Source organism: [Clostridium] scindens ATCC 35704, from assembly GCF_004295125.1.
GTDB lineage: Bacteria > Bacillota > Clostridia > Lachnospirales > Lachnospiraceae > Clostridium_AP > Clostridium_AP scindens.
In genome coordinates this window covers 3,344,223-3,365,253 of the sequence record NZ_CP036170.1, presented here as the reverse complement: position 1 = coordinate 3,365,253, position 21,031 = coordinate 3,344,223, and the positions used below count along the sequence as shown (strand labels likewise).

Below are 21,031 nucleotides of genomic sequence, written 5' to 3'. Positions count from 1 at the left end.
CCTGAAAAGATGATACAATAGAAGAAAAAAAGGGGTTGGGTATATGAGGCTTAGCTGTATTGGTGCAGCCCACGAAGTAACTGGAAGCTGTCATCTGTTGGAAGCATGCGGGAAAAATATCTTGATCGACTGTGGTATGGAGCAGGGGCCTGATCTGTATGAGAATCAGGAAATTCCTGTGACGGCAAAGGAGATTGACTATATTCTTCTGACCCATGCGCATATCGATCATTCCGGAAAGATTCCGCTTCTTTGCAGGCAGGGATTCAAAGGCGATGTTGTGACGACCTTCGCTACTTCAGATTTGTGCAACATCATGCTGCGAGACAGCGCGCACATCCAGGAATCAGAATCAGAATGGAGGAATCGCAAGGCTAAGAGAAGCGGCGAGGAGACATATGAGCCGCTCTATACTATGGAAGATGCGGATGCAGCCATCAAATTGCTGGCGCCCTGCGATTACGGGCAAAAGATCACATTATGCGAAGGCATAGAAGTCCGGTTCAATGATATGGGGCATCTGCTTGGATCCGCCAGTATCGAAGTGTGGATTACGGAAGATGGGATTTCAAAAAAGGTGGTATTTTCAGGAGACGTAGGAAATACCAACCAGCCCATTATCAGAGATCCGCAGAAGGTAGCCGAGGCAGACTACGTGGTGATCGAATCCACTTACGGAGATAGGACCCATGGCGATGAGGTGCCGGATTATATCGGAGAATTTACGAAGATATTGAAGGAGACCTTTGATAAGGGCGGCAATGTGGTCATTCCATCTTTTGCGGTTGGCAGAACCCAGGAACTGCTATATTTTATCAGAGAGATCAAGGAAAAAAGGCTATTGCCCCAGTACCAGGGCTTTGAAGTCTATGTAGACAGCCCGCTGGCGATTGAAGCCACCAACGTATTTAATAAGAATGTGAAATCCTGCTTTGATGAAGAGGCGATGGCTCTGGTGGAAAAAGGGATAAATCCGCTGATCTTTCCTGGACTTAAGACCACGATTACAAGCGACGAGTCCAGGATGATCAATTTTGATGATAAGCCCAAGGTTATCATTTCTGCATCTGGAATGTGCGAGGCTGGCCGTATCCGCCATCATTTGAAGCATAATCTGTGGCGGCGCGAGTGTACGATATGCTTCGTAGGCTACCAGGCAGTTGGGACGCTGGGACGCAAGCTGATCGAGGGCGCGCAGAGCGTCAAGCTCTTTGGCGAGAATATTACGGTGAATGCACGGATCGTGGATGTGAAAGGAATCAGCGGCCACGCAGATATGAACGGGCTGCTGAACTGGCTGAAAGGGTTTACACACAAGCCTGACAGGGTGATCGTAGTGCACGGCGAAGATACGGTGACGGATCACTTCGCGAAATTGGTGGAAGACACGATAGGCTGTCCGACATTTGCGCCATATTCAGGCGGATGCGTGGATCTTGCTTCCAATGAGATCCTAAGCGAAGGCGTGAAGATGCCAAAGAAGGCGGCGGAGAAGCCGGCAAGAGCCAAGGCGACGGCGGCGTTTGGGCGAGTGGTCGCTGCGGCGAAGCGGCTGCTTGACGTGGTATATAAGAATGAAGGCCTTGCAAACAAGGACCTTGCAAAGTTTGAGAATCAGATCCATAATCTTGCGGATAAATGGGATCGCGACTGATGCGCCTCCCATGCGGGCCATCGGGAATCATAATGGATTTGCAGCAGCCTGCTGCAAATCCATTATTTGTCTTTTTTACATATCAGCATATAATTCAGCCAGATTAAGGGCATAGTCACCAATTCGCTCAAAGTCCGTGAGCAGTTCGGAAAAAAGGATGCCAGCCTCGGCCTTGCAATTTCCTTTGCGAATCCTTTTTATCTGCCGTTTCAGGTATTTCTTCTGCATATCATCGATGAGATTTTCATATTTCGCGGCCTGCTCCAGAAGAAACTGGCTGTTTTCTCCATCCGCGCGTTCCAGACATTCCAGGAGCTTAAGACTCACCTGCTTCATCTTGCGTATCTCCGAGATGGCGTTGTCGGAGAAGCGAACGGACCATTTTTTCAAGGACTTCAGATATTCAGCGATGTTCATCGCATGGTCTCCGATTCTTTCTATATTGCTGATGATCATGTAATAATTATTGATACACTTGGAATCTTTCTCGGACATCTCCACAGACATCAGGCTTACGATATATTTTGCAATCTCCTCATTCAGGTAATCTATGTAGGACTCTTGTTCCTCAATGGCTTCCAGGGCTTTCGCATCATCATTTAAAAGCGCGTTATAAGCGGCTTCTACATTGTCTCTTGCCATGCCGGACATTCTGGACACTTCATTGCTAAGCTGGGAGAGGACAACGGCGGCATGTCCCATGGAATAATGTCCTTCAAAAGGCGCGATGTATTCCAGCTTCCTTCTTTGGGGCTCGCTGGATTTTGTGTCCGGGAGCAGCCGGACGGCCGCCTTGGCCATGAGGCCGCCAAAAGGCAGAAGGATCAGCGTAGTTACAATATTAAACGTGGTGTGAACGTTGGCTATCTGTGCTACAGGATTGCCAGTCAGCGTCTCCATAAAGGATACGAAAGGTGTTGCCATGCAGATGCAGGTAAAAATCAGCGTGCCTATGATGTTAAACAGCAGATGGATCACCGTGGTACGCTTTGCGTTGACCTTTGTGCCGATGGAAGCCAGGACAGCGGTAATGCAAGTGCCGATATTCTGTCCGAACAGGATATAGACAGCGCCGGATAAGGGGATTGCCCCCGTGGCTGCCAGAGCCTGCAAGATTCCCACCGAAGCTGAGGAGGACTGGATTATAGCAGTAAATACGGCGCCGATCAGTATGCCCGCAAGTGGATTCTGGAAGGTGGTCATAATGTTCAGAAAAGCAGGAGATGACTGCAGCGGCTCCATCGCCTCGCCCATCATATCCATTCCGATGAACAGTACGCCCAGGCCTGCAAAAATGGAACTGATATGCTTTACTTTATCATTCTTGGAAAACAATATGACTGCAACGCTTATAAATGCGATCAAAGGCGCGATTGCCCCGATATCCAGCGCAATCAGCTGTCCGGTGATCGTGGTTCCTATATTGGCTCCCATAATTACCCATACGGCCTGGCTTAAAGTCATTAGGCCGGAATTGACGAAGCCTACGACCATGACGGTGGTGGCGGAAGAAGATTGGATGACAGCTGTAATGGCAGCGCCTGCCAGAACACCTTTGAAGCGATTGGAGGTCAGCTTCTCAAGGATCGTCTTCATCTTGTTGCCTGCGGCGGTCTCAAGCCCGGTACTCATCATCTGCATGCCATACAAGAATAGGGCCAGCCCGCCGGGCAGCATTAAGAGATCGTTTATTTCCATAGTATTCTATTCTCCTTTATATTAAATTGCCGGTTTCATATAAAGGAGAGCGCTTTTTTCCATCTACCTGGTGAATGATCCAGATCTGAAGCATGAAAATCATAGAGGCAAAGAGGCTGCCAATCAGTTGCAGAAGACGCCTGTATTTTGCAGGAAGGCCAAGGAGGAAAGGGATTCGGCAGCATGCGTGCAGGACAGGCATACGCAGCATAAAGGAACTTCCTCTTCTGAAAGAAGTCTTTTTTTGAGGGCCCGGATATACGCTTGAGGCTTTCGTATAAGGCGTAATCGTTGCCGGATGGCAGACATAGCCCTCTGTATAGGTGTCAGGGTGCTCTTTGTAAGAGGAAATATTATGAGAATTGTTATCAATAGAAACAAAAAACAGCCCGGCAAAAAAGATAAGCAATAAGAGTAGTAGCATCTTGAATCTTTTCATAAGGGCCGCCTTTCAGAATGATTTCAATAATTTTTATAATTATAGCATGTGGCTTTTGGGGTTTCAATGTTTTGTCAAGGTCTAAAACTTTTTTTATTTTGGCGGTGTAAAGAATAACAAAAGAACTTATGGAGAATCATTTTACTAGATATTAATTATTCATTCATCTAGTAGGAGGGTTCTGACAATGGCACAGGGAAAAGTTGAAATATGTGGTGTGAATACGGCAAAGCTTCCAATCCTGAAAGAAGAGGAAAAGGAAGCTTTGTTTGCGCGCATAAAAGCAGGGGATGCAGAGGCGAAGGAAGAATATATCAAAGGAAATCTACGCCTTGTGCTCAGCGTGATAAAGCGGTTTGGAGGAAGCAATGAGAATCCGGATGACCTGTTCCAGATCGGCTGCATCGGCCTGATCAAGGCGATCAATAATTTTAATACGGAACTGGATGTGAAGTTTTCTACTTATGCGGTGCCCATGATCATTGGCGAGATCAGGCGCTATATGCGGGACAATAATTCCATCCGTGTCAGCCGGTCGCTTCGTGATACGGCTTATAAGGCGATCTATGCAAAAGAGAATTATATCAAGCAGAACCTAAAAGAGCCCACAGTCCAGGAGATTGCGGAAGAGATCGGAATATCCAAAGAGGACATCGTGTTTGCCCTGGACGCCATTCAGGTTCCTATGAGCCTTCAGGAGCCGGTATATAATGACGGAGGCGATGCCCTGTATGTAATGGATCAGATCAGCGACACAAAGAATAAGGAAGAAAAATGGGTGGAGGACTTGTCTTTGGAAGCGGCGATGCAGCACTTAGGGGAACGGGAACGGTATATTATCAAACTGCGGTTCTTTGAGGGCAAGACGCAGATGGAAGTTGCCGACGAGATCAAGATTTCCCAGGCTCAGGTAAGCCGCCTGGAAAAGAATGCGCTGCGGCTGATGCGCCAATATCTCACTTAAGGGGAATGGATTACGAAATTCCCCTTGAATTTTTCCTATAGTCATACTATGATTATTGCATGGAGGATATATGTATTATGAAAACTTGTATATTTGATCTTGACGGAACTTTGACCGATACACTGGAATCCTTGGCTTTTTCGGTGAAAGAGACGTTAAAAGAGATGGGACTTCCTCAGATCACTACCGATGAGTGCCGCAGTTTTGTAGGCAACGGCGCGAGATATCTGATGGAACGTTCCCTGGAGGCAGCTGGAGATAGGGAACTTTCAAGAATTGAGGAAGGAATGGAGGTATACGGACGTATATTTGATGAAAACTGTACATATCTTGTAACACCCTATGAAGGCATCACCGGAACGCTTATGCAGATGAAAGACAAGGGAATAAAGCTGGCGGTTCTCTCCAACAAGCCCCATCGGCAGACGAAGAAAGTGGTAGAGCGTATCTTTGGCGAGGATGTGTTTGACTGCGTGCAGGGCCAGAAGGAAGGAATTGCGAGAAAGCCAGATCCTGCCGGAATCTATAGACTGCTGGAGGAGATGCAGGCGGGCAGGGAAGAATGCCTGTATGTGGGGGATTCCGAAGTGGACGTGGAGACAGGCAGAAACGCAGGGGTTCGCATGGTGGGCGTATCCTGGGGGTTCCGGTCAAGAGAAGTATTGAGGGCTGCAGGCGCGGGAACTATCATAGACAGTCCGGAAGAACTGATGCAGTTCGTATGAAGCAAGGAAAAGAAATTAAGGGAGGTTAGAGAAATGTATGAGTACGATGAGGAGTGCCTGAAGACGTTCTTGAAAAACCAGGCGCAGTTGTTTGATGAGCCGGTTGCGGAGACGCTGGAAGAGGCGGAAGCATTCCTGGAGGATTGCATGGCAGCGGTCGTGGAGAACATCGGCGAAGTGAAGGAGTTTCTAGAAGAGGAAGGTCTGGATGTAGACAGCATGTCTCTTGAAGAGATTGAGGAAGCATCAGAAGTATTCCCGCTTCCGGGTGGAAGATATCTGATCGTAGAAGGATAGGAATCATTATGAAGAACATATAAAAAGCCGCAACTACTTGGTAGTTTCGGCTTTTTTCAATGCCTCGTCAATGGCATTTACAATAATCTGGGAAGTATAGGGGCTATCCTCGGACAACTGAATGTTATCCAGAGACTGGGAGTCATATACTTGTTCAGCAATGTCCTCGATAGTCGGCTGGATCAGAGGGAACATGGTAGTTACCGACTCATCCAGGTTGGAGAAGCGGATGGAATTGATATGTGTCTCATCCACGGTCACTTCCACCTCAAGGGCGGTGTTGTTGAGCGTGACGGTGGATGTGTATACTCCTGGCATGTATTTCTCCTCGTTGGTTTTGGACTCTTTATTTTTTGGAAGGAACATGAATACCAGCAGCAGGATAAGTATGATTGCCAGTGCGGCGAAGACTGCCGTGTAAATAATCTCCTTCATATGCAATACGACGATTTTTGTTTTGGAACTCATTGAGACCCTCCTGTATTGTGTATGATATTTATTACTTTCTATAATGTATGAAAAAAGACAGCAAATTATTCATTTCTTTTACGTGACAAATAGGACGGCTTCTTGTAGAATGGAAAGGAATAGAAACTGAGGTGAGAAGAATGTTTATTATAGCGGGACTTGGAAATCCTACATTACAATACGAAGGCACGCGGCATAATGCCGGCTTCGATGTCATAGATACGCTTGCCGGCAAATATAATATATCTGTAGACGGCAGGAAGAATAGAGCCCTGATCGGAAAAGGAATCATAGAGGGGAAGAAAGTAATTCTGGCTAAGCCGCAGACCTACATGAATCTTAGCGGCGAGAGCCTGGGCGGCCTGGTGGATTATTATAAGGTTGATGAAGAAAGCGAGTTTTTGGTTGTCTACGATGATATCAGTCTGGATGTCGGACAACTTAGAATCCGTAAAAAAGGAAGCGCCGGCGGCCATAATGGAATGAAGAATATTATCAGCCATCTTGGGACGGAAGTATTTCCAAGAATCAAGGTCGGTGTGGGAGAAAAGCCGAAGAAATATGATCTGGCAGACTATGTCCTCAGTCGTTTCTCGAAAGAAGAGCGCGCCATCATGGAGGAAGGATGCCAGAAGGCTGTGGAAGCGGTGGAGATGATCCTCAGAGGAGAGATGGAAGAGGCCATGAATAAGTTTAACAGAAAAGTAAAGCCTAAGGAGGCCTAAGATATGCAAGCCTTAATCAGGCCACTGAATGAATTAGCAGAATTTGAAGAGATTAGCAGGGACATAAGAAAAGGCGCGGGGATGATACGAGTCTGCGGATGCGTGAATTCCCAGAAAACCCATATGATGTATGCGTTGAGCGATGGCTGTAATTACAGAGTCATCGCTTGTTCAAGTGAATCCAAGGCAAAACAAGTCTATGAAGAGTATCGATTCCTGGATCCGAATACCCATCTGTATCCGGCCAAAGACCTGCTCTTTTACCAGGCAGACTTAAGGAGCAAGGAACTGGTAAGTCAGAGGATGGAAGTGATCCAGGCGGTGGCGGCAGGCGAAAAGGCTACGGTGATTACCAGTTTCGATGCGTTCATGGACACCCTTCTGCCCAAGGATGTAATTGTTGAAAAGACGGTGCGGATTGCAAATGACAGTACCTTTCATCTGGAAGAGATGCAGTCCAGGCTGGTGGCGCTTGGCTATGACAGGGAAGTGCAGATTGAGGCTCCCGGCCAGTTTGCGGTAAGGGGCGGCATACTGGATGTCTATCCCCTTACAGAAGAACTTCCGATCCGGATAGAACTGTGGGGAGATGAAGTGGATTCGATCCGTACTTTTGATGTGGAGACCCAGAGATCTATCGAGAATCTGGAAGAGGTGTCGATCTGTCCGGCGGTGGAATTTCCGCAGGAAGGAGAGAAGGGGGTTTCCTTTTTGGATTATTTTCCAATGGAAGAGACGATCCTGTTCTTAGATGAGCCGGTCCGCCTGATCGAAAAAGGGCAGGGGGTGGAAGAAGAGTTTCTGGAAGCCCAGAAAAAGAGGGTGGAAAGCGGATACGAAGTCACGGACGCGGAAGTGCAGCTGTATCATACGGAAGAGATCTTAAGAAAAATGAACGCTTATAGCAGCGTCGGCTTTTTTGCCCTGGATATGAAATGCAGGGGACTGGAGACAAAGGCCTCCTTCAGCCTTCAGACGAAAAGCGTCAATCCTTATAACAGCAGTTTTGACATGCTGACGCAGGATTTGAAGCGTCTGAAAAGGAATGGATACAGGGTGGTTCTTCTATCCGGATCCAGGACCAGGGCGAAGCGTCTGGCAGAGGATCTAAGGGATTATAATCTGAGCAGTTATTATAGCGATGAGTTGGACCGGGAAGTGGCGCCGGGCGAGATTATGACGGCTTATGGGCATGTGGCATATGGCTATGAGTATCCGATGCTGAAGTTTACGGTGATCTCGGAGACGGATATCTTCGGAAAGACGAAGAAAAAGAAGAAGCGTAAGACCTATGAAGGGCGAAAGATACAGAGTTTTGCGGAACTGAAGGTTGGAGATTATGTGGTTCATGAGAACCATGGCCTGGGGATATACCAGGGCATCGAGAAGATCGAGGTAGATAAGATATCCAAGGACTATATGAAGATATCCTATGCCCAGGGAGGCAATCTATATATCCCGGCTACCCAGCTGGACCTGATTCAGAAATATGCAAGCGCGGATGCCAAGAAACCCAAATTAAACCGTCTGGGCACGCAGGAATGGACGAAGACCAAGACCAGAGTCCGAGGGGCAGTAAGGGAGATTGCCAAAGATCTGGTCAGGCTGTACGCCGCAAGACAGGAGCAGGAAGGCTACGTATATGGAGAGGATACAGTCTGGCAGAGGGAATTTGAGGAAATGTTCCCCTTTGAAGAGACAGAAGACCAGCTGCTTGCCATCGAGGCCGTCAAGCAGGATATGATGAGTCATAAGATTATGGACCGCCTAATCTGCGGGGATGTAGGATATGGAAAGACGGAGATTGCCATCCGGGCGGCCTTCAAGGCAGTGCAGGAGGATAAGCAGGTCGTCTATCTGGTACCCACCACGATCCTGGCCCAGCAGCATTACAATACATTTGCCCAGAGGATGAAGGACTTTCCGGTCCGGGTGGATCTGATGTGCAGATTCCGGACTCCGGCTCAGCAGAAGAAGACCATCGAGGATACCAAGAAAGGCTTGGTGGATATTGTGATTGGCACCCACAGAGTCTTAAGCGACGATCTGAAATTCAAGGACCTGGGACTTCTGATCATCGATGAGGAGCAGCGTTTCGGCGTCCAGCATAAGGAAAAGATTAAGAAACTGAAGGAAAATGTGGATGTATTAACTCTGACGGCAACGCCGATTCCGCGGACGCTTCATATGAGCCTGATCGGAATCCGGGATATGAGCGTGCTGGAAGAGGCTCCCAACGATAGGATGCCGATCCAGACCTACGTCATGGAGTATAATGACGAGATGGTAAGAGAAGCGATCGAAAGAGAATCCGGAAGGCAGGGGCAGGTATATTATGTCTATAACCGAGTGGAGGATATAGCAGAGATAACAGGCCATATCCAGAAACTGGTTCCGGATGTCACGGTGGAATACGCCCACGGCCAGATGAAGGAGCACCAGCTGGAGAGGATAATGTACGACTTTATCAACGGAGAGATAGACGTGCTGGTATCCACAACGATTATTGAGACCGGGCTGGACATCTCCAATGTAAATACGATGATTATCCATGATGCCGATCATCTGGGCCTGTCCCAGCTCTATCAGCTGCGGGGAAGAGTAGGGCGTTCTAACCGAATGGCTTATGCCTTTCTACTTTATCGGAGGGATAAACTGCTCCGGGAAGTTGCGGAAAAAAGGCTGGCTGCGATCCGAGAGTTCACAGACTTGGGATCAGGATTCAAGATTGCCATGCGTGATCTGGAAATCAGGGGGGCCGGCAATCTTCTAGGCGCTGAGCAGCATGGCCATATGGAAGCCGTGGGATACGACCTATACTGCAAAATGCTTAATGAGGCGGTGAAGCATTTAAAAGGCGAGATGGAAGAAGAGACTTTCAACACTACGATGGATCTGAATGTGGATGCATATATCCCGGATTCCTATATTCCCAACGAGTATCAGAAACTGGATATCTATAAGCGGGTGGCGGCCATTGAAAATGAAGAAGAGATGGAAGACATGCTGGAAGAGCTGATTGACCGTTTCGGAGATATCCCCAAAAAGGTGGAGACTCTCCTGGCTGTCGCAAGCCTGAAAGCGATTGCTCACAGCGCCTACGTGACGGCAGTAGAGCAGAAGGGAGAAAGATTCACCTTCTCCATGTATGAAAAGGCCAAAGTCCAGCCCCAGAAGATTCCCGGACTCCTGGAGCAGTTTAAAGGGGATCTGGCCTTTAAGGCAGATGCAGAGAATCCTTGCTTCTTATATGAGAAGAAGAGTCGCAATAAAAAAGAGAAAAATACGGATGTGCTGGCGGTTGTGAAAAATGTGCTAATTGGAATTAAAGGATTGATTGACCAGTAAAAAAAGGATATAATAGAGAAGTTAACGGTACTAAGGAGGGTATACAAGAACATGAAAAAGAAGATATTGATACTCGCAATGGCAGGGATGCTTGCAGCGACTTCCCTTACCGGCTGCGGATCGTTTAAAGACGACGATGTGGTTGCCGTGGTAGGCGACAAAGAGATAACAGCCGACATTGCTAATTTCTATGCAAGATATACACAGGCCCAGTATGAGACCTATTACGCAGGATATCTGGGAGAAGACATGTGGAATTCCGAAGCGATGGAAGGCCAGACTTACGAAGAATCCGTAAAAGACTCCGTGCTAAAGCAGCTGGAGACTATGATTCTTCTGGAAGAGCATATGGGAGACTATGAGGTCTCTCTGTCTGACAAGGAAAAGAATGCCATTGAGAGTACTGCAAAAGAGTTTGACGAGGCAAACGCCCTGGAAGACAAAGAAAAAATCAGTGGCTCGTTAAAGACGGTGAAGCGCGTGATGACGCTTATGGCGATCCAGCAGAAGATGACGGAGGCAATTCAGGCCGACGCTGATACGGAAGTATCCGATGAAGAGGCAGCCCAGAAGAGCATGCAGTATGTACTGTTCCCTTATACGACTAAGGATGCGGATGGCAAATCCGTAGATCTGTCTGATGAAGAGAAGGCAAAGGTCAAGAGCAAGGCAGAGGATTTTGCGGAAGCAGCCAAGACGGCGGAAGACTTCGGCGCATTTGCCACAGAACAAGGCGTGGAAGCAAGCACAATAACATTTGACAAGGATTCATCCACCCCGTCAGCAGACCTGATCGCAGCGGCTGATAAGCTGGGAGAAGGCGAAGTGACAGAGATGATCGAGGCTGAGAATGGATGCTATGTTGGAAAGGTTACCAGCCTGTTTGACAGAGAGGCTACGGATACCAAGAAGCAGTCTATCGTAAATGACAGAAAGACGGACCTCTACACCAAGACCTGCGAGAAGTGGCTTAAGAAGGCGGATATCAAGGTCAACAAGAGTGTTTGGAAAAAAGTTGATTTTAATGATCTTAGCGTTACTATGAAGGTAGAAGATCAGGAGCCGTATGCGAATGATGTTAAGACGGATGATCAGGTGGATACGGATAGCGAGGGGCAGTAAGGTTTTTGGATATAGTGCTGGAACTTTTTTATACCGGACGGCGAAGGCTGGAGCGGGGGATGCAATGCAACCTCCGCTCCAGCCTTTGCCAGTGAGTATAAAAGCTGCTGCACGATGCTACCATTCATAGGACCAATCCGTCTCGATAAATTCCTGAAGCTTCTTGAATGTATCTGATCCAGGGAATTTGGACAGGAAAAATCAGCTTCTGCTTGCTTTTCCGTTTCATAATTTTATCCCATATAGGTCATTAGAAGTTCGTTAACCAATTTGCCGTCGGCCATACCTTTTACCTTTGGCATCAGAACTTTCATAATCCTTCCTTTATCTTTAGCGGTTGGCGCATCCAGGCCGATTTCTTTTAAAGTAGCCTCAATCACGTCCTTGATCTCTGACTCGTCCATCATCTTCGGGGCATACTGTTCCAATACGGACAGGCGCTTGTTGCACTCGTCAATAATCTCGGTGCGATCCGCAGGGGTCATATCCAGTGTTTCCTTTGTCTGTTTTATTTCTTTTAAGATCACCTGGATTTCCTCTGCTTCCGTCAAGTCTTCCCGCTTGTCAATGGCCTTGTTCTTAAGGGCGGCCAGCAGCATGGACAGAGTCTCCTTGGTTTCCTTGTCTCCGGCTTTCATGGCTTTCACCATAGCGCCTCGGACTTCTTCAATCTTGCTCATCTTTATCCCTCCTAATATCATACTTCTTATTATTATACAGAACTGTGCTTTAAATATCCAGCCCAAAGTAGGATATATAAATGACATTTATTTTGGCCGCAGGTATAAAAAACTTGATTTTACAAAGACTACCACCATACAAGAAAATGGATAGATTTGTAAACGGAGGAGAACTTATATGAAAGCTACTGGAATCGTAAGAAGGATAGATGATCTGGGAAGGGTGGTTATTCCAAAGGAAATAAGAAGAACTCTTAGAATCAGGGAAGGCGACCCTCTGGAAATATTTACGGACAGAGAGGGGGAAATCATACTAAAGAAGTATTCTCCCATCGGAGAACTCTCTGCATTTGCAAAACAGTATGCAGAGAGCCTTGCTCAGACGATGGGCTGCCTGGTATGCGTCTGCGATATGGATCAGATCATTGCAGCTGCAGGCACTGGCAAAAAGGATCTGCAGGATAAATATATCAGCAGGCCGCTGGAGAAGCAGCTGGGAGACAGAAACCAGATAATGGCCGCCCTTGGCGATAAGAAGTATGTTGCCATAACCGACAGCCAGGAAGAAGAATACGAATATGAGATCATCTGCCCCATCATCTGCGAAGGAGATGTGATAGGCGGCGTCATCCTGCTATCCAAGGACGCGAAGAAGAAACTGGGAGAACTGGAACAGAAGATGGCAGCCTGCGCCGCAGGATTTTTAGGAAAGCAAATGGAACAATAGTGGAATAAACCTGGAAGTTCCATCATAACTTGTGATAGACAAGGAGGGATGGGATGGAAAGACAGGTTCGAAAAGACTCAAAGGTTATGTGGGTGCTGAAGGCGCTGCTGGCTTCTTATATTGTTACGGGGATATTGCTTTTGCTGCTTACGATGGCGCTATATAAGATGGAGCTGAACGAGAAGATGGTATCGGCGGCGATCGTAGCAATCTATGTCATGGCGACCTTGATCGGAGGAATTCTGATTGGCAAGATGGCCAAAGTGAAGCGGTTCATATGGGGCCTTGGTCTTGGCATCGCGTATTTTGCCCTGCTTCTGCTGATCACGCTGGGGGTGTATCATACGCTGAACGGGGACGGAGCCAATCTCGTGACCACATTTATCTTATGCGCGGGCGGCGGAATGGTCGGCGGAATGATATCGTAAAAGAGACAGACACTCCAAAAAAGTGTCTGTCTCTTTTGACATAGTTTTGTATGGTTCATAATCGTAATTACGAATGCATATGTCCCTTACAGAAAGTTGATTACAGTAACTTCGGCTATCTATCGCTGCCATAGAAACGATATGAAATTGTTATTGCTGATGAATCTGGTCCATGTATTCTATGAGTCTGAAAATCTGGCTGGTATAGCCCCACTCATTATCATAGAAGCAGATCAGCTTAAAGAAATGGGAATTAACCTGTATCCCTTCCCGTGCATCGAAGATGGAGGCGTGGGAGTCTCCGATAAAATCAGAGGACACGACTTCGTCATCTACATAATCCAGGATGCCGGACAAATATGTCATGGAGGCCTCGTGGACTTTGCTGCAAATATCCTCGTAGGATGAGGGGCTCTTAAGCGCTACGTTTAGATCGACGATGGAGACGTCCGAGGTAGGAACCCGATAAGAGATTCCGTTCATCCGATCCTTCAGAGAAGGGATGACCAAGGATATTGCTTTCGCTGCTCCGGTTGTGGAAGGAATCAGATTGCCAAAAACTGCCCGGCCGGTGCGCCAATCCTTCAAAGACCGGCTGTCGACTACTTTCTGCTTGGCGGTTGCCGCGTGGATTGTGGACATCAGGCCATATTCGATGCCATAATTATCCTCCAGGACTTTGCAGATGGGCGCCAGACAGTTCGTAGTGCAAGAAGCGTTAGATATGACCTTCATATCCGGCGTGTAATTGGTGTGGTTGATGCCCATGACGAACGTAGGGGTCTCATCATCCTTGGCTGGCGCCGAGATGATGACCTTTTTTGCCCCGGCCTTGATATGGGACATTGCCTTTGCAGTAGTGCAGAAAGCGCCGGTTGCATCGATAATATATTCGGCACCGCAGCTTTCCCATGGGATGCAGGAAGCATCGCTTTCGGAAAAGACAGGGATCTTCTTTCCGTTTACGGTAATCCCCTTCTCGTAAGTGCCAAGTTCACCGCGGAAGCGGCCGAATATGGTATCGTACCGGATCATATATACCATATAATCAAGATTTGCGTTACGGACATTGATTCCACACAAGTGGAAGCGTTCAGGCTGACTGATGGCGATACGGAATGCGACTCTGCCGATGCGGCCGAATCCGTTGATGCCAATTTGAATTGCCATTGTACAATTACCTCCTATAAGACATACATTTGCAATATTGCTTTTTAAAAGACTATGGCTATAGATAGCAGTACCTGGCGTTCACGCTGTAATCCACCGATAGTGTATCATAACTACCGTAAAAAGGCCATAGAATGGGGAGTAATTAAAGTTTTAACAAGAGATATAAAATGATTGCGAAAATAATAATGAAATGGTATAATAACATAAGTTAAGCAAAGGTAAGGAGGAATAGAGCATGAAACATGTAAAAACATTAAATACACAGACTATGAATAGCAATTTAAAGAAGAGCGGATGCGGAGAATGCCAGACATCTTGCCAGTCAGCATGTAAGACTTCCTGTACAGTAGGAAACCAGACTTGCGAACAGAAGAAATAGTTTTGGATTATATGGAATACTCGGGACAGCGGTCTTAAGGGTCGCTGTTTCTTGTTGTTCATAAGAATGGATGCAGGGGACGGCCCCTGATAATGTATATAGGAAAGGGGTATATAGCCTTGATTCACCAATACCAGAATAATGGATACAATATCGTCATGGATGTGTACAGCGGCGCGGTCCATGTAGTGGACGAACTGTGCTATGACGTGATTGCGAAATTAAGCAAAGAAAATGAAGCCCATACCGCTAAGACTCTAAAAGAGCCATGCGTGCTTAAGGGCCTTAAGAAAGAGTTGGGACAGAAGTACGAAGAGGGCGAGATTGAAGATGCTCTGGCGGACGTAATCGAACTGACGGAAGCAGGAAGGCTATTCGCTGAGGATGCCTATGAATGCATGATCGAGGAAGTGAAGAAGCGAAAGACGGTAGTAAAGGCATTATGCCTTCATATTGCCCATGACTGCAATCTGGCCTGCAAATACTGCTTCGCGGAAGAAGGGGAGTACCATGGCAGACGTGCCCTTATGAGTTTCGAAGTGGGAAAGAAAGCGCTGGATTTCCTGATTGCCAATTCCGGCAACAGGCATAATCTGGAAGTGGATTTCTTCGGAGGAGAACCGCTGATGAACTGGCAGGTGGTGAAAGACCTGGTGGCTTATGGAAGAGAGCAGGAAAAGATCCACGACAAGCATTTCCGGTTTACGATTACCACCAATGGCGTTCTGTTAAACGACGAGGTGCAGGAGTTCGTGAACAAGGAGATGGACAATGTAGTCTTAAGCCTGGACGGCCGCAAGGATGTCAATGACCGTATGCGTCCCTTCCGCAATGGAAAGGGAAGTTATGACCTGATCGTTCCCAAGTTCCAGAAACTGGCAAAGAGCAGGAACCAGGAGCGATACTATGTGCGGGGAACGTTTACCCGCGATAACCTGGATTTTTCCAACGATATCCTGCATTTCGCGGATCTGGGGTTCAAGCAGATGTCCATAGAGCCGGTGGTGGGAGAGGAAAGCGATCCCTACGCGATCCGGGAGGAAGATATCCCGGTGATTAATGAAGAATATGATAAACTGGCAAAGATAATGATTGAACGTGAAAAGGAAGGAAAAGGTTTTAATTTTTTCCATTTTATGATAGACTTAGACGGTGGGCCTTGTGTAGCGAAAAGGCTGTCCGGATGCGGCTCCGGGACGGAATATCTGGCCGTGACGCCTTGGGGGGATCTCTATCCTTGCCATCAGTTCGTGGGACAGGTAGAATTCCTGATGGGAAATGTGGACGAAGGAATCGTAAGGCCGGAGATTGCGGATGATTTCCGCAGCTGCAACGTGTACTCCAAAGATAAGTGCAGGGACTGTTTTGCCAAGTTCTATTGCAGCGGCGGATGTATGGCGAATTCTTACAATTTCCACGGGACCATCCATGATACATATGATATTGGCTGCGAGATGCAGCGTAAGCGCGTGGAATGCGCAATTATGATGAAAGCGGCGCTTGCAGAAGAATAAAAAGGGATTAAGAAGAGACAGAAAGGAAGTAAACCATGAAGAAGAACAAAGGCATACTGAGCCTGATTCTGACCGTCGTGCTGGTCGTGCTGCTTGGCTTTACGGTTCTGGTCGGTTTTGGCAAGACTGGAACCGGCGCAATGAAGAACATCAAGCTTGGCCTGGATCTGGCAGGCGGCGTCAGCATTACCTATCAGGTTAAGGATGACAATCCGACAGAAAAAGAGATGAGCGACACCATTTATAAGCTTCAGAAGCGTGTGGAACAGTACAGCACAGAAGCGAGCGTGTACCAGGAAGGCGACGACCGGATTAACATTGAGATTCCGGGCGTTACGGATGCCAATGCGATCCTGGATGAACTTGGAAAGCCAGGCTCCCTTGAGTTCAGGACGGAAGATGGAGAGACGGTCATTACCGGATCCGATGTCAAGACCGCTACGGCCAAGGCCGGCGAGGATGATATGGGCAATAAGGAGTACTCCGTGGAACTGAGTCTGAATAAGGAAGGGACAAAGAAGTTCGCGGATGCCACAGAGGCCAATGTAGGAAAGACCATTTCCATCATCTATGACGGAGAGGCGATCAGCAGCCCGAGAGTCCAGACGGCGATTACCGGAGGGCAGGCATATATCACAGGAAATTTCTCGTATGATGAGGCGGAAAACCTGGCATCTACCATCCGTATCGGCGGATTGAAGCTGGAACTGGAAGAACTACGCTCCAACGTGGTAGGCGCCCAGCTGGGAGAACAGGCAATCAGCACCAGTCTGAAGGCCGGCGCGATCGGACTTGCTATTGTATTTATCTTTATGATATTTGTATATTATCTGCCGGGACTTGCTTCAAGCCTTGCGCTGGTTATTTATACGGAACTTGTGCTTCTTATATTAAATGCGTTTAACGTGACCCTTACCTTGCCGGGGATTGCGGGTATCATCCTGAGTATCGGTATGGCGGTGGATGCAAACGTCATCATCTTCGCCCGGGTGCGTGAGGAGATGTCCCGCGGAAAGAGCGTGAAGAATGCATTAAAGACTGGTTTCCAGAAGGCTATGTCAGCAATCGTGGATGGCAACATCACCACCTTGATCGCGGCTGCTGTCCTCTGGTTCAAGGGCTCGGGAACGGTAAAGGGATTTGCCCAGACTCTGGCAATCGGTATTATCGTATCCATGTTTACCGCCCTTGTTATTACCCGTATGATCGTGTATGCGTTCTATGCGGTAGGGCTTCGCAAAGAAAAACTATACTATCGTGCTAAGAAGGAGAGGAAAACCATCAACTTCCTCGGAAAGAAGAAATGGTTCTTTACCGTATCTACGGCAGTCATCGCCGCAGGACTGATCTTCATGGGCGTGAATTCATCCAAGGGGAATGGGGCATTTGCATACAGCCTTGAGTTTGAAGGTGGAACATCAACCAATGTGACATTTAATGAAGATTACACGATTGAAGAGATTGACAAAGAGATCGTGCCTGTAGTAGAAAAAGTGACCGGCGATCACAATGTCCAGACGCAGAAGGTGGCAGGTACCAACCAGGTGATTATCAAGACGGTTACGCTGGAACTTGACCAGCGTGAAAAACTGAATCAGGCTATGGCAGATAATTTCGGCGTGGATGAGTCCAAGATTACTGCAGAGAATATCAGTTCTACAGTAAGTAACGAGATGCGGCAGGACGCGGTTGTCGCGGTTATTGTCGCAACTATATTCATGCTTCTGTATATCTGGTTCCGATTCAAGGATATACGCTTTGCAACCAGCGCGGTAACCGCTCTGTTACATGACGTTTTAGTCGTGCTTGCATTCTATGCGGTTGCGAGAATATCGGTGGGGAATACATTTATCGCCTGCATGCTGACCATCGTGGGATATTCCATTAATGCGACGATCGTCATATTTGACCGTATCCGCGAGGAACTTCATTACCAGACCAAGTCCACGGATCTTGCAGAAGTGGTAAATAAGAGTATTACAATGACGCTTACCAGAAGTATTTATACTTCCCTGACCACATTCATTATGGTGGCAGTGCTGTACGTAATGGGAGTAAGCTCCATCCGTGAATTTGCGCTGCCGCTGATCGTGGGCATTGTATGCGGAGCATATTCGTCCGTGTGCATCACAGGAGCCCTGTGGTATGTTATGAAGACAAAGACTGGCAAGAAACCAGCTGCCCAGACAAGCAAGAAGAAAAAGAAATAATAGAGTGAAACGATGAAGCAGCCATAGCCATATTTATATGACGTGGCTGCTTTTTACTTTCAAGATACATAGGGAGGATAGAGGATGGAACAATGGGTGCTTCTAAGAAAAGGCGCGGATTTTGAAGGGATTGGGAAAAGGTTTCAGATCAGCCCCAGGCTGGCCTGCTTAATCCGTAACAGGGATGTGATCGGCGATGAGGCAATCGCGCAGTACCTGAATGGCACAATTGCCGACCTGTATGACGGCATGCTGATGAAGGATATGGACAAGGCAGTGGACATCTTAAGGGAGAAGATTGCCGAGCAGAAGCGGATCCGGGTCATCGGAGATTACGATATTGACGGAGTGAATGCCACCTACATACTGCTGGAGGGCTTGGAGAAACTGGGGGCTGAGGCAGACAGTGATATACCCAGCCGCATGAAGGATGGATATGGACTGAACATCGAATTGATTGAACGGGCGTATCAGGATGGAATAGATACCATCATTACCTGCGACAATGGCATTGCGGCGGCGGAGGAGATTGCCTGCGGAAAGCGCCTTGGGATGACGATCGTGGTGACGGATCATCACGAGGTGCCCTTCGAGGAAGAAGAGGACGGGAAAAAATATCTGCTTCCGCCTGCAGATGCTGTAATCGATCCAAAGCAGCCGGGGTGCGAATATCCATTTAAAGGGTTGTGCGGGGCAGCCATCGCCTATAAACTGGTGGAAGCCCTGTGGGAGGCCACGGGCGGCGACGCGGAGGATCTGGACTATCTGATCGAAAATGTGGCGATCGCTACAGTGGGCGATGTGATGGAACTGGAAAACGAAAACAGGATTTTCGTAAAGGAAGGCCTGCAGATGCTGAAGCGGACGCATAGTCCCGGACTTCGCTCTTTGATCGCGTGCACGGGAGTGGATAAGGATCGAATCGGCGCCTATCATATCGGATTCGTACTTGGGCCTTGTATGAATGCCAGCGGAAGGCTGGATACGGCAAAGCGGACGCTTAATCTGCTGCGGGCGAAATCCGGAAAAGAGGCGGACATACTGGCAGGGGATCTGAAGGCGCTGAATGACAGCCGCAAAGAGATGACGGATATCGCGGTGGAACAGGCAAGACAGATCGTGGACACGACGAAGGCAGGGAAAGACCGGGTTCTGGTCCTCTATCTGCCCGGCTGCCATGAAAGCCTGGCCGGAATCGTGGCAGGCCGGATCCGGGAGCGGTATTACAGGCCTGCCATCATACTGACGGATGCCGAAGAGGGTATCAAAGGCTCGGGCCGTTCCATAGAGGCATATAATATGTATGAAGAACTCAGCCGCTGCAGGGATCTCCTCACCAAGTTCGGAGGACATAAGCTGGCGGCAGGAATGTCCCTTGCCAAGGAAAACATAGAAGAACTTCGAAGGACGCTCAATGATAACTGCCGGCTGGAGCCAAAAGACATGGCAGAAAAAGTAGTGATAGATATGGAATTGCCGTTTTCCTGCGTGACAGAGGAACTGGTGGAGGAACTGACTCTTTTGGAACCTTTCGGAAAGGGGAATACAAAGCCGGTCTTTGCCGCCAGAAATGTAGAACTTATAAGCGGGCGGATTCTTGGCAAGAATAGAAATGTACTGAAACTTCAGGTAAAAGATTCCAGTCAGACGGCAAGGGAGGCCGTGTGCTTCCGGGGAGCAGAGCAGATGCTTTCCCTTCTGGAAGAGCGGTATGGGAAAGAGGCTGTGGATCTTCTGATGAAAGGAAGAGGAGGCCAGATGAAGCTGTCCGTCACTTATTATCCCGACATTAATGAATATATGGGAAAGCGTACGGTTCAGATTGTGATTACGCACTACCAATAATGGTGCGAGAAATGTCTAGAATTGTTTGAAAATTACGTAGACTAATGCTATACTTATAAGGTATTTTAGTGAGAATGGAGAGATTGTGTATGAAACCGATTGAAGAATACGTAAGGAGTATTCCGGATTTTCCGGAATCAGGTATTATATTCAGGGATGTGACCAGCGTGCTTCAGGATGCCGACGGGCTGATGCTTGCCATAGACCTTATGCAGGAAAAATTAAAAGATGTGGAGTTCGATGTGGTCGTAGGGCCGGAGTCCCGAGGATTTATCTTTGGAGTTCCCATTGCCTATAACCTTCATAAGCCATTCATTCCAATCCGGAAAAAGGGAAAACTTCCATGTGAGACGGTTTCAATCAAATATGAGCTGGAGTATGGCATTGCCGAATTGGAGATGCACCGTGACGCGATAAAGCCTGGCCAGAAGGTGGTTATTATTGATGATCTGATCGCCACGGGGGGAACCAATGAGGCTATGATCAAACTGGTGGAAGGCCTGGGAGGAGAAGTCGTAAAGACCGTATTTTTGATGGAGCTGGAGGGTCTTAAGGGCAGAGATAAATTAAAAGGATATGACGTTGAGTCTGTAATTGCATATCCTGGTAAATAATAACAAAAGAAAAATATGTAA

Annotated in this window: 18 protein-coding genes; 14 read left to right on the top strand and 4 right to left on the bottom strand. The window is 47.7% G+C overall.

The window, feature by feature from the left end:
- The first annotated feature begins 43 nt into the window (after positions 1 to 43).
- On the top strand, positions 44 to 1,654 hold the full coding sequence (locus HDCHBGLK_RS17245; protein ID WP_004605070.1) for an MBL fold metallo-hydrolase RNA specificity domain-containing protein: 1,611 nt from the start codon (positions 44 to 46) through the stop codon (positions 1,652 to 1,654).
- Positions 1,655 to 1,729: 75 nt separating this feature from the next.
- On the opposite strand, the gene HDCHBGLK_RS17240 is transcribed toward HDCHBGLK_RS17245, so the two are convergent.
- On the bottom strand, positions 1,730 to 3,352 hold the full coding sequence (locus HDCHBGLK_RS17240) for a Na/Pi cotransporter family protein (RefSeq protein WP_004605071.1): 1,623 nt from the start codon (positions 3,350 to 3,352) through the stop codon (positions 1,730 to 1,732).
- Positions 3,353 to 3,978: 626 nt separating this feature from the next.
- Between HDCHBGLK_RS17240 and sigG the strand changes: the two genes are divergently transcribed.
- The 3 genes from sigG to HDCHBGLK_RS17220 all read left to right on the top strand — a co-directional run bounded on the left by sigG (position 3,979) and on the right by HDCHBGLK_RS17220 (position 5,777).
- Positions 3,979 to 4,755 (top strand): RNA polymerase sporulation sigma factor SigG, encoded by a 777-nt coding sequence (sigG, locus tag HDCHBGLK_RS17230; protein WP_004605073.1) that lies wholly within the window; start codon positions 3,979 to 3,981, stop codon positions 4,753 to 4,755.
- Between the two features lie 77 nt (positions 4,756 to 4,832).
- Complete coding sequence (locus tag HDCHBGLK_RS17225) at positions 4,833 to 5,480, top strand: HAD family hydrolase (protein WP_009248623.1); 648 nt, start codon at positions 4,833 to 4,835, stop codon at positions 5,478 to 5,480.
- Positions 5,481 to 5,513: 33 nt separating this feature from the next.
- Positions 5,514 to 5,777, top strand: a complete 264-nt coding sequence (locus tag HDCHBGLK_RS17220; protein ID WP_004605075.1) for a hypothetical protein — start codon at positions 5,514 to 5,516, stop codon at positions 5,775 to 5,777.
- Between the two features lie 33 nt (positions 5,778 to 5,810).
- On the opposite strand, the gene HDCHBGLK_RS17215 is transcribed toward HDCHBGLK_RS17220, so the two are convergent.
- Positions 5,811 to 6,245 (bottom strand): hypothetical protein, encoded by a 435-nt coding sequence (locus HDCHBGLK_RS17215; protein ID WP_004605076.1) that lies wholly within the window; start codon positions 6,243 to 6,245, stop codon positions 5,811 to 5,813.
- Between the two features lie 140 nt (positions 6,246 to 6,385).
- Between HDCHBGLK_RS17215 and pth the strand changes: the two genes are divergently transcribed.
- Genes pth through HDCHBGLK_RS17200 form a run of 3 tightly spaced genes read left to right on the top strand, consistent with a single transcriptional unit; the run spans position 6,386 to position 11,440 of the window.
- On the top strand, positions 6,386 to 6,970 hold the full coding sequence (gene pth / locus HDCHBGLK_RS17210; RefSeq protein ID WP_004605077.1) for an aminoacyl-tRNA hydrolase: 585 nt from the start codon (positions 6,386 to 6,388) through the stop codon (positions 6,968 to 6,970).
- Between the two features lie 3 nt (positions 6,971 to 6,973).
- Positions 6,974 to 10,318: a transcription-repair coupling factor gene (gene mfd / locus HDCHBGLK_RS17205; protein WP_004605078.1), complete on the top strand. Its 3,345-nt coding sequence runs from the start codon at positions 6,974 to 6,976 to the stop codon at positions 10,316 to 10,318.
- Between the two features lie 51 nt (positions 10,319 to 10,369).
- Complete coding sequence (locus HDCHBGLK_RS17200) at positions 10,370 to 11,440, top strand: peptidyl-prolyl cis-trans isomerase (RefSeq protein ID WP_004605079.1); 1,071 nt, start codon at positions 10,370 to 10,372, stop codon at positions 11,438 to 11,440.
- Positions 11,441 to 11,673: 233 nt separating this feature from the next.
- Here the strand turns inward: HDCHBGLK_RS17200 and HDCHBGLK_RS17195 are convergent, their stop codons facing one another.
- Positions 11,674 to 12,120, bottom strand: a complete 447-nt coding sequence (locus HDCHBGLK_RS17195; RefSeq protein ID WP_009248622.1) for a GatB/YqeY domain-containing protein — start codon at positions 12,118 to 12,120, stop codon at positions 11,674 to 11,676.
- A 178-nt stretch (positions 12,121 to 12,298) separates the two neighbouring features.
- Here HDCHBGLK_RS17195 and spoVT point away from each other — a divergent pair, with 178 nt between their 5' ends.
- Together spoVT and HDCHBGLK_RS17185 are read left to right on the top strand one after the other, a co-directional pair.
- Positions 12,299 to 12,847: a stage V sporulation protein T gene (gene spoVT / locus HDCHBGLK_RS17190; RefSeq protein WP_004605082.1), complete on the top strand. Its 549-nt coding sequence runs from the start codon at positions 12,299 to 12,301 to the stop codon at positions 12,845 to 12,847.
- Between the two features lie 53 nt (positions 12,848 to 12,900).
- Entirely contained in the window at positions 12,901 to 13,275 is a 375-nt protein-coding gene (locus HDCHBGLK_RS17185) for a TIGR04086 family membrane protein (RefSeq protein ID WP_004605083.1), read from the top strand.
- 150 nt (positions 13,276 to 13,425) lie between these two features.
- Here HDCHBGLK_RS17185 and gap read toward each other — a convergent pair whose 3' ends face one another.
- A complete protein-coding gene (gap, locus tag HDCHBGLK_RS17180) occupies positions 13,426 to 14,445 on the bottom strand; it encodes a type I glyceraldehyde-3-phosphate dehydrogenase (protein WP_004605084.1) in 1,020 nt (339 codons plus the stop codon).
- A gap of 238 nt (positions 14,446 to 14,683) precedes the next feature.
- Between gap and scfA the strand changes: the two genes are divergently transcribed.
- The 5 genes from scfA (at position 14,684) to HDCHBGLK_RS17155 (ending at position 21,010) form a co-directional block, all read left to right on the top strand.
- Positions 14,684 to 14,827 (top strand): six-cysteine ranthipeptide SCIFF, encoded by a 144-nt coding sequence (scfA, locus tag HDCHBGLK_RS17175; RefSeq protein ID WP_004605085.1) that lies wholly within the window; start codon positions 14,684 to 14,686, stop codon positions 14,825 to 14,827.
- A gap of 119 nt (positions 14,828 to 14,946) precedes the next feature.
- Complete coding sequence (gene scfB / locus HDCHBGLK_RS17170) at positions 14,947 to 16,341, top strand: thioether cross-link-forming SCIFF peptide maturase (protein ID WP_039909278.1); 1,395 nt, start codon at positions 14,947 to 14,949, stop codon at positions 16,339 to 16,341.
- A 35-nt stretch (positions 16,342 to 16,376) separates the two neighbouring features.
- Entirely contained in the window at positions 16,377 to 18,551 is a 2,175-nt protein-coding gene (locus HDCHBGLK_RS17165; RefSeq protein WP_004605087.1) for a protein translocase subunit SecDF, read from the top strand.
- 84 nt (positions 18,552 to 18,635) lie between these two features.
- Positions 18,636 to 20,396 (top strand): single-stranded-DNA-specific exonuclease RecJ, encoded by a 1,761-nt coding sequence (gene recJ, locus HDCHBGLK_RS17160; protein ID WP_004605088.1) that lies wholly within the window; start codon positions 18,636 to 18,638, stop codon positions 20,394 to 20,396.
- A gap of 89 nt (positions 20,397 to 20,485) precedes the next feature.
- A complete protein-coding gene (locus HDCHBGLK_RS17155; protein WP_004605089.1) occupies positions 20,486 to 21,010 on the top strand; it encodes an adenine phosphoribosyltransferase in 525 nt (174 codons plus the stop codon).
- Positions 21,011 to 21,031: the final 21 nt, after the last annotated feature.

What these genes read in the sequence shown, in the direction of transcription:
- HDCHBGLK_RS17225 (WP_009248623.1), top strand. Translation starts at nt 4,833, where the DNA reads ATGAAAACTTGTATATTTGATCTTGACGGAACTTTGACCGATACACTG.
- HDCHBGLK_RS17200 (WP_004605079.1), top strand. Translation starts at nt 10,370, where the DNA reads ATGAAAAAGAAGATATTGATACTCGCAATGGCAGGGATGCTTGCAGCG.
- HDCHBGLK_RS17245 (WP_004605070.1), top strand. Translation starts at nt 44, where the DNA reads ATGAGGCTTAGCTGTATTGGTGCAGCCCACGAAGTAACTGGAAGCTGT.
- HDCHBGLK_RS17165 (WP_004605087.1), top strand. Translation starts at nt 16,377, where the DNA reads ATGAAGAAGAACAAAGGCATACTGAGCCTGATTCTGACCGTCGTGCTG.
- HDCHBGLK_RS17240 (WP_004605071.1), bottom strand. Translation starts at nt 3,352, where the DNA reads ATGGAAATAAACGATCTCTTAATGCTGCCCGGCGGGCTGGCCCTATTC.
- gap (WP_004605084.1), bottom strand. Translation starts at nt 14,445, where the DNA reads ATGGCAATTCAAATTGGCATCAACGGATTCGGCCGCATCGGCAGAGTC.
- mfd (WP_004605078.1), top strand. Translation starts at nt 6,974, where the DNA reads ATGCAAGCCTTAATCAGGCCACTGAATGAATTAGCAGAATTTGAAGAG.
- HDCHBGLK_RS17215 (WP_004605076.1), bottom strand. Translation starts at nt 6,245, where the DNA reads ATGAGTTCCAAAACAAAAATCGTCGTATTGCATATGAAGGAGATTATT.
- pth (WP_004605077.1), top strand. Translation starts at nt 6,386, where the DNA reads ATGTTTATTATAGCGGGACTTGGAAATCCTACATTACAATACGAAGGC.
- recJ (WP_004605088.1), top strand. Translation starts at nt 18,636, where the DNA reads ATGGAACAATGGGTGCTTCTAAGAAAAGGCGCGGATTTTGAAGGGATT.
- sigG (WP_004605073.1), top strand. Translation starts at nt 3,979, where the DNA reads ATGGCACAGGGAAAAGTTGAAATATGTGGTGTGAATACGGCAAAGCTT.
- scfA (WP_004605085.1), top strand. Translation starts at nt 14,684, where the DNA reads ATGAAACATGTAAAAACATTAAATACACAGACTATGAATAGCAATTTA.
- HDCHBGLK_RS17155 (WP_004605089.1), top strand. Translation starts at nt 20,486, where the DNA reads ATGAAACCGATTGAAGAATACGTAAGGAGTATTCCGGATTTTCCGGAA.
- HDCHBGLK_RS17185 (WP_004605083.1), top strand. Translation starts at nt 12,901, where the DNA reads ATGGAAAGACAGGTTCGAAAAGACTCAAAGGTTATGTGGGTGCTGAAG.
- HDCHBGLK_RS17195 (WP_009248622.1), bottom strand. Translation starts at nt 12,120, where the DNA reads ATGAGCAAGATTGAAGAAGTCCGAGGCGCTATGGTGAAAGCCATGAAA.
- HDCHBGLK_RS17220 (WP_004605075.1), top strand. Translation starts at nt 5,514, where the DNA reads ATGTATGAGTACGATGAGGAGTGCCTGAAGACGTTCTTGAAAAACCAG.
- spoVT (WP_004605082.1), top strand. Translation starts at nt 12,299, where the DNA reads ATGAAAGCTACTGGAATCGTAAGAAGGATAGATGATCTGGGAAGGGTG.